General features: G+C 47.2%; 13 protein-coding genes. 5 read left to right on the top strand and 8 right to left on the bottom strand.

What is annotated here, in order from left to right:
• Positions 1 to 69: 69 nt before the first annotated feature.
• Both RH45_RS10030 and RH45_RS10025 read right to left on the bottom strand, forming a co-directional pair.
• Positions 70 to 1,047: a Gfo/Idh/MocA family protein gene (locus RH45_RS10030; protein ID WP_008076707.1), complete on the bottom strand. Its 978-nt coding sequence runs from the start codon at positions 1,045 to 1,047 to the stop codon at positions 70 to 72.
• Position 1,048: 1 nt separating this feature from the next.
• Complete coding sequence (locus tag RH45_RS10025) at positions 1,049 to 1,342, bottom strand: putative quinol monooxygenase (protein ID WP_008076704.1); 294 nt, start codon at positions 1,340 to 1,342, stop codon at positions 1,049 to 1,051.
• Between the two features lie 96 nt (positions 1,343 to 1,438).
• On the opposite strand from RH45_RS10025, the gene RH45_RS10020 reads away from it, so the two are divergent.
• Positions 1,439 to 2,323: a LysR substrate-binding domain-containing protein gene (locus tag RH45_RS10020; protein WP_008076702.1), complete on the top strand. Its 885-nt coding sequence runs from the start codon at positions 1,439 to 1,441 to the stop codon at positions 2,321 to 2,323.
• Positions 2,324 to 2,424: 101 nt separating this feature from the next.
• A complete protein-coding gene (locus RH45_RS10015; RefSeq protein ID WP_008076700.1) occupies positions 2,425 to 3,111 on the top strand; it encodes a DNA-3-methyladenine glycosylase I in 687 nt (228 codons plus the stop codon).
• Between the two features lie 47 nt (positions 3,112 to 3,158).
• Here RH45_RS10015 and RH45_RS10010 read toward each other — a convergent pair whose 3' ends face one another.
• Entirely contained in the window at positions 3,159 to 3,617 is a 459-nt protein-coding gene (locus tag RH45_RS10010; RefSeq protein ID WP_008076697.1) for a MarR family winged helix-turn-helix transcriptional regulator, read from the bottom strand.
• A 114-nt stretch (positions 3,618 to 3,731) separates the two neighbouring features.
• Here RH45_RS10010 and RH45_RS10005 point away from each other — a divergent pair, with 114 nt between their 5' ends.
• Positions 3,732 to 4,154, top strand: a complete 423-nt coding sequence (locus RH45_RS10005; protein WP_008076695.1) for an organic hydroperoxide resistance protein — start codon at positions 3,732 to 3,734, stop codon at positions 4,152 to 4,154.
• 60 nt (positions 4,155 to 4,214) lie between these two features.
• On the opposite strand, the gene metE is transcribed toward RH45_RS10005, so the two are convergent.
• Positions 4,215 to 6,506 (bottom strand): 5-methyltetrahydropteroyltriglutamate--homocysteine S-methyltransferase, encoded by a 2,292-nt coding sequence (metE, locus tag RH45_RS10000; RefSeq protein WP_008076693.1) that lies wholly within the window; start codon positions 6,504 to 6,506, stop codon positions 4,215 to 4,217.
• 262 nt (positions 6,507 to 6,768) lie between these two features.
• On the opposite strand from metE, the gene metR reads away from it, so the two are divergent.
• Positions 6,769 to 7,680 (top strand): HTH-type transcriptional regulator MetR, encoded by a 912-nt coding sequence (gene metR / locus RH45_RS09995; protein WP_008076691.1) that lies wholly within the window; start codon positions 6,769 to 6,771, stop codon positions 7,678 to 7,680.
• 41 nt (positions 7,681 to 7,721) lie between these two features.
• Here the strand turns inward: metR and RH45_RS09990 are convergent, their stop codons facing one another.
• The 4 genes from RH45_RS09990 to RH45_RS09975 all read right to left on the bottom strand — a co-directional run bounded on the left by RH45_RS09990 (position 7,722) and on the right by RH45_RS09975 (position 13,791).
• The gene (locus tag RH45_RS09990) at positions 7,722 to 7,922 is read right to left on the bottom strand and encodes a DUF4250 domain-containing protein (protein WP_008076689.1); all 201 of its coding nucleotides are present in this window, start codon (positions 7,920 to 7,922) and stop codon (positions 7,722 to 7,724) included.
• Positions 7,923 to 7,993: 71 nt separating this feature from the next.
• Positions 7,994 to 8,674, bottom strand: a complete 681-nt coding sequence (locus RH45_RS09985) for a hypothetical protein (protein WP_008076687.1) — start codon at positions 8,672 to 8,674, stop codon at positions 7,994 to 7,996.
• An 81-nt stretch (positions 8,675 to 8,755) separates the two neighbouring features.
• Positions 8,756 to 11,233: an EAL domain-containing protein gene (locus RH45_RS09980; protein ID WP_008076685.1), complete on the bottom strand. Its 2,478-nt coding sequence runs from the start codon at positions 11,231 to 11,233 to the stop codon at positions 8,756 to 8,758.
• Between the two features lie 98 nt (positions 11,234 to 11,331).
• The gene (locus RH45_RS09975) at positions 11,332 to 13,791 is read right to left on the bottom strand and encodes a sensor domain-containing protein (RefSeq protein WP_008076682.1); all 2,460 of its coding nucleotides are present in this window, start codon (positions 13,789 to 13,791) and stop codon (positions 11,332 to 11,334) included.
• 240 nt (positions 13,792 to 14,031) lie between these two features.
• Here RH45_RS09975 and RH45_RS09970 point away from each other — a divergent pair, with 240 nt between their 5' ends.
• A complete protein-coding gene (locus RH45_RS09970) occupies positions 14,032 to 16,356 on the top strand; it encodes a YgiQ family radical SAM protein (protein WP_008076681.1) in 2,325 nt (774 codons plus the stop codon).
• Positions 16,357 to 16,385: the final 29 nt, after the last annotated feature.

Genomic DNA, 16,385 nt, shown 5'->3' with positions numbered 1-16,385 from the left:
ATTAACTTCGATGTAGAAAACCAAAGCCAGAGTGAGAACTCTGGCTTTTTTCATTTTCCGACAAAGCGGTTACTGACCAGCAGCCTGCTCCCACTGCGTCAATAAACGCATAATGGCTAACGAGTCTTGCGCTGTCGCACTTGGTCGACTGAGCTGCTTTTGCCCTGATTCAATCGCTTGACGAATCTGACGAACTTGATAGTAGAAACCATCACCCTTTGCTGGCACATCGATGACCTGCTTAGATGTCTCATATACCTCAACACTCAAGCTGTTTTCACTTGAAGGCAACCAAGGGTTCGTCTCAAGCTGAATACTCCCCTTGCTGCCAAGGATCTTAAAGCTGTGGCTTAGGCCATAATCTTCCGCGGTATGCAGCTGCGCGGTGAGCTTAGGGTTGAAACGAATCATCGCACTGGTTTCGCAGATGTTGCCATCGTCTCCACGACGTCCAATCGCTTCGATTTGATAATCGTTAAACACTTGATCGCCGTATTGATGTTGGAGCAACAAATGCATCAGAGAAACAGGGTAACACCCTAAATTATACAGCGCGCCTTTACTGTCTGGATTGACAAACTGGCTGATTGCCGCAACGTATGAAGCTTGAACTGAACGAATCTCACCAATGGTACCTTGCTCAAGGGTATCAAGCAGTGACTGGATTAAAGGATGATTTAAGTACATCAACCCTTCAGCAAAAAAGACGTTGTGCTGGCGAACAGCTTCAATCGCAGCGTGTGACTTTTCCATATCGACCGACAACGACTTTTCGCACAAAATTGCCTTGCCTTGTTCAGCCGCCTTGATGACAAAATCGTGATGAAGGTGATTTGGCAATGCGATATAGACAACATCAACGTCTGGGTCCTGAATCAATTCTTCCATCGACGTGTAACTTGTGAGAGGAGCGTAATCAGACACAAATTGTTGTAAGGTCTCCTGATTGCGTCCTGCTACCGCTTGTAACGTACTCGCCTCGTCATGATTGATCGCATCTGCCATCACACCTGAGATGAAACTGGTTCCTAGAATGCCCCAACGCATATTATTTCTCCTCTATCTGGCTATTAAACGCCTGAACTAAATCGACAATACTTAACGCGATAAAGTCGTGCGTGTGCGGCATGTTGAAGTGCGCTTCAATCGCGGCTTGGTCATCATAGCGCTCCCATAAAATCACACGGCGATCATCTTCCAGGTCATAGCTTGCGGTGGCCTGCTGACAGCCAGGTTCACTCTCCATTTGCTGACAAAATTGGCGGATCTTTTCTCTTGCTTGCGCAATTTCAACGTCTGGTTTGATTCGTAGTTCTGCAGTGACAAAAATAGCTTTGCTCATAATGTGTGCCTCTTATTATCGTATGAGCAATGTAATTAGTTACGTTAAATTGATAAACTCCACTTTAGTTTTTAGTTTATAAACTGAGAGTGTTCAATGGATAAAATTACCAGTATGAAAGTATTTTGCTTCGTTGCTGAGCATGGCAACTTTCGTCAGGCTGCAGAGTACTTTGCGATGTCTCCAACCATGGTGGGAAAACACATTAAGCACCTAGAAATCCAGCTTGGTACCAGTCTTATTCATCGAACAACACGTAAGCAGACATTGACCGAAGCAGGCAATATTTACCTCCATGAATGCCAACGCATTCTGCAGGATATTAGTGATATGGAGAGTGCCATTCATGACATAGGTAACAAGCCACAAGGCCGTATCAAACTCAATGCTCCCGTCACCTTTGGTAGCAAAGTACTCGCTCCGCTCCTCGCCCAGTTCTTGATGGATTATCCCAATATCCATATTGACTTGGATTTAGATAACACCTTAATCGATCCCTATGAAATCGAAGCTGACTTCATATTTCGCGTTGGTGAACTCAACGACTCAAGCCTAGTCGCTCGCTTTATTGGCCACTATCACATGACCTATTGCGCCTCACCCAGCTACTTAACTAACCGGCCTTGGAGCGGAGACCTATCAAGCTTAGGTCAGCATGACTGCCTAGGGTTTAGATACCGAGAAACATCTGAAGCCCTCACCAGCAAAGACCGTCACCGCGACAACATCAAATTAATGGCCAACAACGGCGAAGTGCTTCGGCAGGCGGCATTGGCTGGCGCTGGCATTATCTTGCAGCCAAAAATTCTTGTCGATGAAGATATCCGCAGCGGCCGTTTGATAGAGATTACGACTCAAACCCACCAAGCAGCCAAACCCATACACCTCGTCTATCGTGATAAACATCAGTCACTTAAAAATCGCACCTTTATTGACGCTATGCTTTGCCAGTTAAGAAAACAACCGTTGCTGATGGCATAAAATTCATGACTCTAAAGCACTAAGCGACTACTTGAGTCCAATGCCCGGTTACGTTAGCGTAATGAGTAGTAACTCGGCCGCTTTGCCCAAGGAGAACGCAATTGGCACTAGAAAAATTTGACGATATTTACCAGAGAGCCGCCGAACGCAAAGGCGGAGAAGCGGGCCTAGAAGCGCTACTTTCACGACCATTATCAGCGCAAGACATCGCCGCTATTCCAAATGACCGTTGGTTATCCGCATTCAGCATGAAGGTGTTTCAAAGTGGTATTTCTTGGCAGGTAGTGCGCAATAAATGGCCCAACTTCGAAGCGTTGTTTTTCGGCTTTAAGATAGAGCCTCTGCTGATGATCTCTGACGAGCAATGGGATATAAAAGCGCAAGACAAACGCATTATACGCCACCACGCGAAAGTGAAATCCATTCAAGCCAACGCGCAAATGATTTACGAAGCGTCTTTGCAACACGGTAGCTTTGGAGAAATGATCGCCAACTGGCCGAGTGATGACATCACAGGGTTGTGGCTTTATCTGAAAAAACACGGCCAACGTTTAGGAGGCAACACCGGCCCATACAGCCTACGTCAAATGGGTGTGGATACCTTCATTCTGTCTGGTGACGTCGAAGCCTATCTACGCAGCTATAAAATTATTGAAGGCGGAAAAGACACCAAACGCTCGCTGAGTGCCACCAACGCTGCCTTTAGTCATTGGCAACAAGAAAGTGGACGTAGCCTGACTGAAATAAGTCAAACCATAGCCTTTAGCAGTGGAGATAATCGCGTCTAGCCGAATGTGGGCCACTCATTTTGATTCAATCGGAGTGGCCGACGTGCCTACTTCAACGTATCGAGTACTTTCTCGCATAATTGCTTCAGGGTCAGCAACTCATCCAATTCAAGATCAAGTTTGCATCGCATCGCATTGGGAACCGACTTAGCGACCTGTCTAAGCTCTCGACCTTGCTGCGTTAATTTCAGTACTCGAACCCTTTCATCTGATTCACTCCGACTTCTTACCACAATGCCTTTTGCTTCAAGGCGTTTAAGCAGTGGCGTCAAAGTACCTGAATCTAGGTGTAAACGAGAGCCAACATCCTTAACGCTCGCGCCGTCTTGTTCCCACAGCACCATCATCACTAAGTACTGCGAATAGGTCAGATCGAGTTTGTCGAGCAGAGGACGGTAGGCGCGAATGACCGCGTTTGCCGCACTGTACAAAGGAAAACAGACTTGATTATCCAACAATAACTTTTCGTCGTCTGTTAAATCTGATTGTGTTTGACACTGACTCATAGTCTTTCCTTTAAAAATAAATTGCGCACAATATAGTTGCATTTAGATTCTATTTCGACATAAGATTGCAAGCAATTAAATTGTACACAACTTAAATCAATAAGGAAACGCCCTATGACAACCCTATACAAAACTCAAGCTACTGCTCTTGCTGGTCGTAACGGTCAAGTGAAAACGGATGATGGTCTTCTCGAACTTGAACTGTCTTACCCGAAAGAAATGGGTGGCAGTGGCGCTGCAACCAATCCAGAACAGTTGTTTGCCGCGGGTTATTCTGCGTGTTTTTCTAACGCGATCCTGCACGTTGCTCGTGAAGCAAAAGTCGCTCTTAAAAACGCACCTGTAACGGCAGAAGTGGGCATTGGCCCAAATGAGAACGGTGGCTTTGCTCTAACAGTGAGTCTTGCGGCTGAACTTGAACTGCCTCAAGAGCAAGCGCTGGAGCTGACTAAAATCGCGCATCAAGTTTGCCCATACTCAAACGCAGTTCGTGGCAACATCGATGTTCAAGTAACGGTAAACGGTGAAGCGATCTAAGCTTTGATCTGAAATGCCGACCCATTGGTCGGCATTGTTTTGATCACTAACTCCCCTTTGCTAAGCTTGCTCTGCAAACTCTTTACGTAGCTTTTTCGCTGCAGCAACCATATTGGCTAACGAAGCTTCGGTTTCGCTCCAGTTGCGGGTCTTCAAGCCACAATCTGGGTTCACCCATAGGCGTTGCACAGGGATCTTCTCTGCCGCTTTGTTCAAAAGCCCCTCTATCCATTCTTGCGTAGGGATATTCGGTGAGTGAATATCGTAAACTCCAGGACCAATTTCATTAGGGTAATTGAATTCTTCGAATGCCTTCAGTAGTTCCATGTTTGATCGTGACGTTTCAATAGTGATGACATCCGCATCCAACGCCGCCACTGAGTCAATAATCTCGTTGAACTCTGAATAACACATGTGTGTGTGGATCTGGGTTTCTGGTTTTGCACTTGCCGCAGAAATCTTAAATGCCTCAACAGCCCAATCTAGGTAAGTGCCCTGCTCCCGTTTCTTAAGAGGCAGACCTTCACGAATCGCTGGTTCATCAATTTGAATGATGTTGATTCCGGCTTGTTGTAAGTCTGAAACTTCATCACGCAATACCAACGCCAATTGCTGGGCGATTTGCTGACGAGAGATATCTTCACGAGGGAATGTCCAGCACAGAATCGTCACCGGGCCAGTCAACATGCCTTTCATTTGTTTAGCCGTCAGTGACTGAGCATAGGTTGACCATTCGACGGTCATAGGTTGCTCACGTTCAATGTCGGCAACCACAATGGCAGGTTTTACGCATCGGGAGCCGTAGCTTTGTACCCAACCAAACTTGGTGGTTTGAAATCCTGCTAAGTGTTCAGCAAAATACTCCACCATGTCGTTACGTTCCGCTTCGCCATGAACGAGAACATCCAGATCCAGAGCCTCTTGGCGTTTAACCGCATCTTGAATGTGGCCCTTTAAAGCTTGTTGGTACTCATTTTCAGACAGCTTCCCTGCTCGGTAAGCACTACGTTGAACACGGATTTCACCCGTTTGCGGGAAAGAACCAATTGTCGTGGTCGGGAAAAGCGGTAAACCTAGCACTTCACTTTGGTGAGCTGCTCGTTCGTTATAAGGAGCACTGCGCTCGCCAAGTGATGGCGTAATGCGCTTAACCCGATCTTGAACATGAGGTTTATTGACATGAGTGGCCGTTTTACGCTGTTGAATTGGCAAACTGTAAGTATCGCAGGCTAGTATCGCTTGTTGATCGCCATCTAATGCTCTACCCAATAACGCGACTTCAGACACCTTCTGTTTGGCAAACGCAAACCAACTGTGCACTTCTTCACTCAGCTCTTGCTCCAGTTCGAGATCAACCGGGCTATGCAGCAACGAACAAGAGCTCGCAACCCAAAGTTTATCACCCAACTTCTCCTTCACAGGCTGAAGCCGCTCCAGATGAGCACTCAGATCGGCGCGCCAAACATTGCGCCCATTAATCACCCCTACTGATAGAACCCATCCTTGTGGCAGCTTCTGTGTGACCTGTTCCAACTGTTCTGAAGCGGCCGACAAGTCGATATGCAGTCCATCCACCTCAAGCTCAACGATCTTGTCTAATGTATCTACAACCGAATCAAAGTAGGTGGTCAGCAACACTTTAACGTCACAGCGGATCACTTGGTAAGCAAGCTTAAAGGCATCTTGCCAAGGCTGTTCAAGTTCAAGCGACAGGATTGGCTCATCAATTTGTACCCACTCTACACCCAGTTTGGCTAACTTAGCCAAGATGGCTTGATAAGCTGTGAGCAAACGAGGCAACAAAGTTAAACGATCAAAACCCTCTTGCACCTCCTTCCCTAGGTAAAGGTAACTTAATGGTCCAAGCAACACGGGCTTAACCTTATGACCCGCTTTAATCGCGTCGTTCACTTCGTCAAACAGTTGTGGCCAACTGACTTCAAATACATCGTCTTGACTGAATTCAGGCACAATATAATGGTAGTTAGTGTTAAACCATTTGGTCATGTCTGACGCCGCACTACCATGACAATCGCAGCCTGCTTGTGACTGACCTCGGCCGACCTTGAACAAAGTATCCAAGTCAGGGAAGCCACTGCGATGACGCTTTGGCACGTGACCAAGCAGTAACGTTGTCGTCAGTACATGATCGTACCAAGCAAAATCGCCGGCAGTCACCAAGTCTAGTCCCGCTTCCGCTTGCAAAGCCCAGTTTTTGCTTCGTAGATCTGCCCCCACCGCTTTCAGTTCAGCTTGATTGATTTCTCCGCGCCAGTATTTCTCGAGCGCAAATTTTAGTTCACGTTTTTCGCCGATACGGGGGTAGCCAAGTATATGAGTCGTTGTCGCCATGAAGTTCGTCCTTATTTTTTGTTGCTGATAGCAAGCTGATTTTCTTCGACACCAAAGATGTCTGGATGGCTAAACTATCTCGCTTAATCAAAACGTCGGCAATCTCCAAATATTCAACATGTTTATTAATTTTTCTCATGTCATCACGCTTTTCGGCGGCATCATTTTATGCAAACATTTAGACGTCTAGATGTTTACACTTCTAAAAAAACAACGTAAGTTAGAAATACTCATGCTAACAAACTCAGCCTGAAGGGATTTCATGATAGAGCTAAAGCACTTAAGAACATTGACCACGCTGCGAGACACCGGCTCGTTGACAGCGACGGCGACAACACTGCATTTAACGCAGTCTGCGCTTTCCCATCAGATCAAAGATCTTGAGGCAAGGCTGGGTGGGCAGCTATTTTTGCGCAAGACGCGCCCGGTAAAATTCACCTCCGAAGGTGAAATCTTGCTGCGTTTAGCCGATGAACTGTTGCCAAAAATCGCCATGGCAGAGAATGAGCTAGCGAGTTTAAAAGAGGACGTGAATGGGCGTTTGCATATGGCGATTGAATGCCACTCTTGCTTCCAATGGTTGATGCCTGCACTGCGCGAATACCAAATAACTTGGCCAAGTGTGACGTTAGATTTCTCTTCAGGTTTTGGGTTTGAGCCTCTGCCAGCATTAATGGCCGGGGAGCTAGACTTGGTCATTACCTCTGATATTCAGCCTCGATCGGAGGTGCATTACGAGCCGTTGTTTGATTTCGAGATGCGTTTAGTTACCGCAACGACTCATCCCTTGGCGAGCAAAGCACACATAGAGCCGGAAGATCTTATCGGACAAACCATGCTCTCTTACCCGGTTCAAAAAAACCGCCTAGATGTTGTGAAGCACTTTTTGCAGCCTGCGGGCATTGAGCCGGCAAAATGGAAACAGGCTGATAATACTTTAATGCTCATTCAAATGGTATCCGCTGGACTTGGCGTGGCGGCTCTGCCCAATTGGGCAATCAGCGAGTTTTCTCGTCAAGGGTTAATCACCAGTATTCCTCTCGGCTCAGGATTATGGCGACGACTGTTTGCAGCGACCCGCCATTCAGATAAAGAAAAGCGTTACTTACAAGCTTTCTTTAACACGGCGCGTCTGCAATCTCAAAGCCACCTCGACGGCATCAAAACGGTATAACAGACCTAAAAAAGGAGGCTAAATCGCCTCCTTTACAACATTTAACGTTGATAAGCTTTAAATTGGTTGGTGAGCGGATCGTATTGGTAGCCAAGCATATCGAGTTTGCCAACGACCGACTCTACATCCATCTCATACATGCTCACCAACTCATCAAAGCTGTCGCACTCTAGTCTTAACTTTTCGTTCACGATACCCAGCAGAATGATACTATCAAAGCTGCTTACATTGCTCAGATCCATAGCCACGCTCCTTTTTAGTACGCTTACTAACAAGCCTAGCTACAAATCCAAGTTTTAAAAGTGAGCCAGATCTAAAGAGCAAACAGCGCTTGATTTGAAGTGATGGCTAATAACATCACCGCTAACGCGAAGCCCAGTTGCGGTTTCGTAATTTCACGCGATAGCAGCATGTGCCAACTCCATACCACCACTGCCGCTATCATCAGAGCAAAACCAATCAGAAGAGGTTGAAGAACCCCACTTAACGTCGCCTCATCCAATGTTGCAGCTTGCCAACCTATGGCCAGTGTCATCAACATTGCCGATACCACACCAGAAACCGGTAAAATTCGATGGAATGCTTGTAAGCGAGTACGAGCGACCGTTAGCAGCAAATGGGCAAACAGTGCACCCAGTAAAGCTATTTGAACCAATACATTTAGACTACCCGCTAGCGAAGCTTGCTCGCCGATTAGAATCGCCACGTAGGCAATCGCCAAACCGTTGGCAAGATACATCACCCAAATTGGGCCTTGGTCACGGGTCTTTTTCGTTTGAACTTGTGAATAGAAGTACGCGATGGCGAACACCACCATCATGGCCTCAATTTTGAGTGATGCCACGGCGAGCCACAACACGGCGATTGCGGGCAATACCTTATGGATTCGACCTCGTTGACCCGGGCAGATATCACCTTTGAGCAGGATAAGAGTCAGAATAAGCTGGGCACCTAACAGCATAGGCGCAGACACGGCAAGTAATTGCTGAAGCATGATATAGGATTCAAATTAATTATGATGGGAGCGGATAATAGCAAACTTCACATGCGGGTGTAAGTTTCTCAACGCCTCGCTTCATCGCAAACTGGCAAAGTAGTTAAGTACGTCTTGAGTGGTTACGATCCCTAAGTATTCACCCAGTTCATTTTCCACAATCCAAGGCAGCTTAATGCCACTGCGAATCAAATCTGATATCTCAATCAGCTTAGTTTGATAGGAAATTTTGTAAACGTCTGGCTGCATCACCTGGTTAAGACGCTTCTTCGCTAAAGTTAAATCACGCGTGGTTTCCAGCTTGGTGCCGAGAGTTGGCGTGATGTGGTAGTTTAGCTCCTTGCGTCCAACAACCCCTAGACACGACTGTCCATCAATAATGGGGACCACTCGCAAATCAAAATGGCCCGAGTCAAACAGCATCTGCGCTTGCTCTAAGGTATCTCTTGGGCTTAAGGTTGGCACGTGAGTTTGAGTAATACTTAAGATGCCCACTCTTCGCATACTGGATGTGCGGCTGAGGAAATCTTCCAATTTGTCGTAGTAACCCCATGCTTTTTCCAATTCATCTAATGGTAGCGGCTTGGAGAAGAAGTAGCCTTGAATAAAATCGACCCCCAAACCACATAGCACTTCTAATTCATGACGGGTTTCTACCCCCTCCGCAACCACCTTAACACTCAGCGTATGGGCCAGTTCCGTGATCATTTTGACGATAAAATACTTGTGAGAGCCGACTTTGATATCCACAACAAACTCGCGATCGATTTTCAACAGGTCAAAGTTTGAATCACTTAAATAGCTAAATGAACTGTAACCCGTGCCAAAGTCATCAATGGCGATACTGACTCCTTTGCGGCGAATATTGCGAATCAAGGCAGACTGACGAGATTCACTATCAAAGTAAGCACTTTCCGTGAGCTCGATGGTGACCAAGTCAGGGGTTTTCGCGTACTGATAAATCAGGGATTCTGCACTTTGCAAAACTTCATCAACATCCAACTTAGTGTTTAACGAGCGGTTAATTGTCACCCCTAAACTTTGACCGAACCTCGCTTGAATATCCGCCAGCTCCTCTAAGGCTTTTTTGCCGACACACCAGTCCAAATCAGACACGAGATCAAGATCTTCTGCGATGGTGACCATTTCTTGAGTATTAAGTATTTTTCCGTTCGGCCCTTTAAAACGGCTCAAGGCTTCAAACTTAACCACATCCCAAGTTTTCACATCCACGATAGGCTGGTAGTAGACTTCAACACTTTGCGAACGAATCAGCTTAGTCGCCCACTCTTCTAGCTCTTTGCGGCGCAGTACTTCTTTGTGAATAGCACCATGATAAAAGGTAATTTGCCCACGGCTATTGGCATTCTGCTCAAGTAAAGCTTGCACCGCGTGGCTCACCAAAAGCTTAGGGTTGTAGGTGTCATGGCCTAATACAGAGACACCGACTTTGCCACGGAGTATCGCTTTATGGATAACTTTACCCGCCGACTGATTGAGGAGTGAAAAGAACTTGCGAATAGTCTGATGTATCACTCTCACCTGATTGGGCGAGTCAGTTTTTGCGCACTCTAAACACGCAACAAAATGGTTATTACCAATGTATCCAACAAGCTGAGCGACGCGATTTCGTGCCAGGTGCTCTGACAGAGAAGATTTGATCTCAAAGTCGTCCACTTGGTTAAACTTTGGCACAAACGCCACCACCATACTGATGGTGTCTTCCTGGTCATTCATCCATCGCTTAGCAACAAGTTGGGTAAACTGAGCTTCCGTGGGCAATTGCGTCAGCAGCTCTACGCCACCGAGTTCAACGTCAGCGACTCGGTAGAGGTTTTTAGATAGGTCCAAGTAATAGCAAAGGTAGTAACACACCCCACCAAAGCTGACTTTTTGTAGCGTCAGGTCTTGGGGGATAGTCTTACCATCTTGCTGAGTGATTAAAACCACTCCTGACCAGTAGCCCTTACTCTCAACGTCTTGCCAGATCCCATGATGAAAATCATCACTGTGCTTGTCTGAGTCCAACTCATGTATCGGTTTGTTCAACAATTGACGGGCACTGTAGCCAGTATGGTTCAGGAAATAGGTGTTACTGGCGAGAATAGACTTAGTGGCATCGAGCAGCAAAACACCATGATGAGGGTTTTCGAACAGTTGCTGGAAGAACTCATTAAACAGAGCGGTAGACACTGAAAAATACAATAAGGGCGTGATATGCCCTGTGACGGTTAAACTGGTTTCCCCGGAAAAAGAAAAGTTGGCATAACAACACTGGTCACCGTCCAATGTCATGCAACACGCGTACGTCAACGCTTCTTGATTGCGACACGCTTGCTTGATGAGGTCGATAAATCGACTTTGATCTTTGTAATCCAAACAAGACAAGATGACATTGCCAGTGATATCAGGCAATTTTGAGTGTAATAGATCACCCAGCGCCTGATGATCTACCTCCAGCTTGTGGTGCTTGATATCCCAACTCCAAGCAATTGAGCTTTTGAGACCATGCTCTGCGCTTCGAATGTCGCTCTCACTTCCTTTGTACTGGCTCAACATTCTCCACCGCGTGTCCTTCATCCTTGCTATTAAGTTAACTTTAGGCCAATAGTCGTATTTATACCTAAGTTCTAATTTAGCAATTGATAAAATTAACTTTAGTTTGAAGCCAGATAATGCAGCGCACCTGTCATCTCGACCATACCTTTAAACTCTCCATGCTCATCGACCAAAATCCAAGGAAATGGCACCTCGTCAGTCACCAAGGCTTTAACCTCATTTACCCCGCTCTGCCAGCTCAGTCCTTGGTTTACGGGATCCATCATGCGGTTGACACTTTTATGCCAGTTTTCTCGCTCTCGATTATTCTCTAGATCCGTTCCCATGTTCGGGGTCATGTGCAAGTGCATCTTGGAGCGCTCTAATACGCCCACGCACTTGCGCTCATCGATAACGGGTAAATAGTGGCTCTCAGTCGAGGCAAAATACTGGAACGCCAGCGAGAGTGGATCTCCCGGGTCAAGGTGATGAATGTTCTTAGTCGCTAGCAACATTAATGTCTGCTCAGAAGCCGTCCCGCTACCTTTCGGCCATGAACAATAGTGCTCATGGATAAGAATCTGGTCAATCGGCTCCGGTTTTGCGAATAGAAAGCCTTGGATTTCATCGACTCCCAGTTGCATCAGCACTTCTAGCTCTTGTTCAGTTTCGACACCTTCAGCGACCACGGTTAAACCAAGTTGATGGGACAATTGAATCAGCGTATTGACGATGTCACTTTCACGACTTTGCGCGGTTACACCACGGATAAACTGACGGTCTATTTTCAACACGTCAAAAAAGCGTTGTTTGAGATAATGGAACGACGCGCAGCCCGTACCAAAATCATCGACCGCAATACTCACACCAGCATCGCGCAAAAACTGAATCAAGCGAGTGCTATCTTCATCGCTTTCAAGGAACGCACTTTCGGTAAATTCGACAATGAGCGATTCTGGGTTCACTCCCTCATCGTCTAGCGCCAACGCTATACGTTTAAGCACCTCAGCCAAGTCGGCATCACAATTGAGAGAGCGATTGATCGATAATTTAACCTCCTCGCCAAAATGTTGCTGCAAGGTTTTAAACTGACGAAACGCCATCACAGTCATCTTGTCATCCAACTCTAAGATCCGGCCCATGTCCTCTGCAATGGCAATGTAGTCTTGGGTTTTTGCACTCTCCCCCTCCATCGGAGGAAATCGACACAAGGCTTCAAACTTTGTGATTTTCTGCCGTTGAACATCGACAATCGGTTGGAAATAGACATCGATAGAATCGTTGGCCAGCACTTGATGAACATGGTTTTCCAAACGCTTTTTTCTTTCGACTTGCAGGTGAATATCACGGTCATAGAAGGCGATTCGGCGACTCTCACCAGAGTGAAGCTCAAGAATGGCTTGGCAAGCATGGGAAATCAGCCGGTTCGGCGTTTCCGCATCCACACCATAAATAGACACTCCGAGCAAACCAGACTTAAGGGAGTCATACACAGGTTGCGAAGCATGTTTGAAACAGTGGAAAAACGTCTTCAATGTACGCGCAATATCGCGCACCCGCTGTTTGGGGTGCTCCACCGAGACAGGCAGACAAGCAAGAAAACGATCGCTGTCCATGTAGCCGCAAAATTGTGCCGTGGTTTTCTCGCGCATATAGCTGGCAAATGCTTGCTTGAGCTTCTGGCTGTCTTGGTGACTAAAGTCGGGTTGAATAGCTAACACCAAAATCGTGTGGTACCTGTCCGCTTTGTTGCTTTGCTTAGTCAGCTCTGTGAGAAAATGCTCCGCCGTTGGCAACTGAGTCAGAAGATCCACGCCTCCTGATTCAATGTCTTCGATACTTGCTAAATCGGCAGACATATCAGAGCCAAAACCGATAAAGTAGTGTTCCCCTTGGCTAGGCGTAATTTTCTGAATGGTTAGGTTCTGGGGAAACACCGAGCCACTGGCATGACGCGAAAGCAATACCCCGCTCCAATGGCCGTTTGCTTCGATAGCTCGCCACATACCTTTAAAGTGATCATCATGGTGGTTTTCCGAGTTAAAGATATTGGTTTTTAAACCCACCAGCTCATTGCGCAAATATCCTGTCATGGATTCAAAATGTTGATTGCACGCTAAAATCCGCGTTTGCGAGTCGGTCACCACGACGCCATGATGTTGATTTTCAAACACTGAGTAAAAGATCTCAGCAGCTTGCTGCGCATCAGGCACGATTAAGCAAGGAGAAATGGTTCCCTGCAAATGGTATTCATCGCTGCGACAAATATACAGCTCAACATAAATGAACAGGTTGTCTGGAGCCATTAGACAGCAGTGAAGGTACTGCTCTTGATTGCTTGCTAAAGCACGTTGGAAGGCCTGCTTTACCTTATCGCGCTGCAAAACGGGGACGAGACGAAGTAACTTACTGATCGGTAAGCTGTCATAAACCGCGCCAAACAGTAGCTGCTGGCCTTGCTCATCACAGCCAAAAGATTGCGACTGCAAATCCAGCGTCCAGTCGTACACGACATAAGCCGGAGGTTTAACGTCTTGGCGCGCGCCTTGCTCTGTTTTTTGTCTGTCCGTCTCACTCATTGCCATACCCAACCTGTCTCATACAGCCCTAGAGTAAAGTTACCGCAAAATTTGTGTCCGTGACGTTAGGTTGCTAACAATTTAGGTAAATGTCAGTTGTGAAATTTTCTCTCTTTGCACTACGAGGCCTATCGACGACAATTTGCCTTTCAAAGACTTAGCAAATCTAGGGATATGTTGGGCTAGATAGATATCCGACAAGTCGCTATAATTCGCGCTCCCTGGATCCGAGAGCAAAATATGTACAGCGAAAACACCCCTATTCACGAGCAAAAGAAATACTGGGCCGAGTGCTTTGGCACAGCGCCATTTCTTCCTACCAGCCGAAAGGAAATGGATGCCCTTGGATGGGACAGCTGTGACATTATTCTGGTCACTGGTGACGCGTATGTTGACCACCCAAGTTTTGGTATGGCCATCATTGGCCGATTGCTTGAAGCACAAGGCTTCCGCGTTGGCATCATTGCGCAACCAGAATGGAACAATAAAGACGCCTTTATGGCATTAGGTCAGCCTAATCTGTTCTTCGGTATCACTGCGGGCAACATGGATTCGATGATCAACCGTTATACGGCAGATCGTAAACTGCGTCACGATGATGCCTACACACCAAACAACGAGGGTGGCAAGCGACCTGATCGCGCAACCTTGGTCTACTCTCAGCGTTGCCGAGAAGCGTATAAAGGAGTGCCGATTGTATTGGGTGGTATTGAGGCAAGTCTACGTCGCCTTGCCCACTACGATTATTGGTCAGACAAAGTACGCCGCTCCGTACTGTTCGATGCTAAAGCTGATATTTTGCTGTTTGGTAACGCCGAGCGTGCTCTGGTAGAAGTTGCGCACCGTCTCGCAGATGGGGAAGAGATTTCGACCCTTACCAACATCCGTGGTACGGCGGTTAACCTGCCTGCAGCGCCAGAAGGTTACAAGATTATCGATTCTTCTCGCATTGAAAAACCGCGTAAAGAAGCCTTTGTTCCACCAAACCCTTATGTGGTTGAGGAGCAATGCGACACCAAAACGAAAGCTCAAGAAACCGAAGCGAAGCCGATCACGATTCGCCCTTCTCGTCACGACGCTGCGACTACTGCGGTACGCATTCCGCCATTTGAAAAGCTTAATAACGACCGTATCTTGTATGCCCACGCCAGTCGCATCATGCACTTGGAAACCAACCCTTATTCGGGTCGTGCGCTGATACAGCGCCACGGTGATCGTGAACTCTGGGTAAACCAAGCTCCGATTCCCTTAACGACAGAAGAGATGGACTACGTGTTTGGCCTATCTTATGCGCGTGTCCCTCACCCGATGTACGGCAAAGCTAAGATTCCGGCTTACGATATGATCAAAACATCGGTCAATATTATGCGTGGCTGCTTTGGCGGCTGTTCTTTCTGCTCAATCACCGAGCACGAAGGGCGTATCATTCAAAACCGTTCACAGGAATCGATTCTTAACGAGCTGGAAGAGATCCGCGATAAGGTACCAGGCTTTACTGGAACCATTTCCGATCTGGGTGGACCAACGGCTAACATGTATCGACTGGGCTGTAGCGATCCGAAAGCAGAAGCTAACTGTCGACGCCCATCGTGTGTGTTCCCGGGAATCTGTAACAAGCTCAATACTGACCACAAGCACACCATCGACCTCTACCGCGCCGCGCGTAAGGTAAAAGGGGTCAAGAAAGTGATGATCGCTTCTGGGGTACGTTACGACCTAGCCATTGAGTCACCTGAGTACGTAAAAGAGCTGGTCACCCACCACGTTGGTGGCTATTTGAAAATTGCCCCAGAGCACACGGAAAAAGGCCCGCTGGATCTAATGATGAAGCCGGGCATGGGGACCTATGACCGCTTTAAAGAGATGTTTGAAAAGTACAGCGCAGAAGCTGGCAAGAAACAGTATCTGATCCCGTACTTTATCTCTGCGCACCCGGGTACCGAAGACGAAGACATGCTCAACCTTGCGCTATGGCTCAAGAAAAACGAGTTTGAGTGTGACCAAGTACAGAACTTCTACCCGTCGCCTATGTGTAATGCGACGTCAATGTACTATTCAGAGACCAACCCACTGAAGCGCGTGAAATACAAAAAACGCGAAGAAGTTCCGGTGGCGAAAGGTGACCGTCAGCGCCGCTTGCACAAAGCACTGCTTCGTTACCACGATCCTGCCAACTGGCCTTTGATTCGAGAAGCTCTTATCAACATGGGCAAAAAACACCTGATTGGTGACAAGCCGGGCTGCTTAGTGCCTGCGGAAGACGTCGATGCGAAAACACCGGCTCAGCGTCGTAAGTCGGGCCGACATGGCTCTCAACGATTTGCCACCAAGCACACTAAGAGCCAGCCAGGTTTCGAAAAGATGCACGGCGATAACCGTGGTGGAAATAAAGGCGGTAAGCCGGGTAGCCGCAATGGCAAACCTGGCAGTAAACCGTCAGGCAGTCGACCAAACACTGCTGGGGGCAGTAAAGCTCAGAATCATCGCGGTGGTAAGCCTAACACTCAAGGAAAGGCAACCAATCAAGGTAAGCCAAACGGCAATCGTAAGCCAAAACACCGTTAATCTTCTAAAATCGCAGCTTCGGCTGCGAT

It is taken from the genome of Vibrio sinaloensis DSM 21326 (assembly GCF_000189275.1).
GTDB classification, from domain to species: Bacteria; Pseudomonadota; Gammaproteobacteria; order Enterobacterales; family Vibrionaceae; genus Vibrio; species Vibrio sinaloensis.
Note: the sequence above shows the minus strand (reverse complement) of the source record. Positions and strands in the feature narration are given on the sequence as shown.

Excerpts from the sequence above, each read along its gene's own strand:
- RH45_RS10030 (WP_008076707.1), bottom strand. The coding sequence starts at position 1,047 with ATGCGTTGGGGCATTCTAGGAACCAGTTTCATCTCAGGTGTGATGGCA.
- RH45_RS10025 (WP_008076704.1), bottom strand. The coding sequence starts at position 1,342 with ATGAGCAAAGCTATTTTTGTCACTGCAGAACTACGAATCAAACCAGAC.
- RH45_RS10020 (WP_008076702.1), top strand. The coding sequence starts at position 1,439 with ATGGATAAAATTACCAGTATGAAAGTATTTTGCTTCGTTGCTGAGCAT.
- RH45_RS10010 (WP_008076697.1), bottom strand. The coding sequence starts at position 3,617 with ATGAGTCAGTGTCAAACACAATCAGATTTAACAGACGACGAAAAGTTA.
- RH45_RS10005 (WP_008076695.1), top strand. The coding sequence starts at position 3,732 with ATGACAACCCTATACAAAACTCAAGCTACTGCTCTTGCTGGTCGTAAC.
- metE (WP_008076693.1), bottom strand. The coding sequence starts at position 6,506 with ATGGCGACAACGACTCATATACTTGGCTACCCCCGTATCGGCGAAAAA.
- metR (WP_008076691.1), top strand. The coding sequence starts at position 6,769 with ATGATAGAGCTAAAGCACTTAAGAACATTGACCACGCTGCGAGACACC.
- RH45_RS09990 (WP_008076689.1), bottom strand. The coding sequence starts at position 7,922 with ATGGATCTGAGCAATGTAAGCAGCTTTGATAGTATCATTCTGCTGGGT.
- RH45_RS09985 (WP_008076687.1), bottom strand. The coding sequence starts at position 8,674 with ATGCTTCAGCAATTACTTGCCGTGTCTGCGCCTATGCTGTTAGGTGCC.
- RH45_RS09980 (WP_008076685.1), bottom strand. The coding sequence starts at position 11,233 with ATGTTGAGCCAGTACAAAGGAAGTGAGAGCGACATTCGAAGCGCAGAG.
- RH45_RS09975 (WP_008076682.1), bottom strand. The coding sequence starts at position 13,791 with ATGAGTGAGACGGACAGACAAAAAACAGAGCAAGGCGCGCGCCAAGAC.
- RH45_RS09970 (WP_008076681.1), top strand. The coding sequence starts at position 14,032 with ATGTACAGCGAAAACACCCCTATTCACGAGCAAAAGAAATACTGGGCC.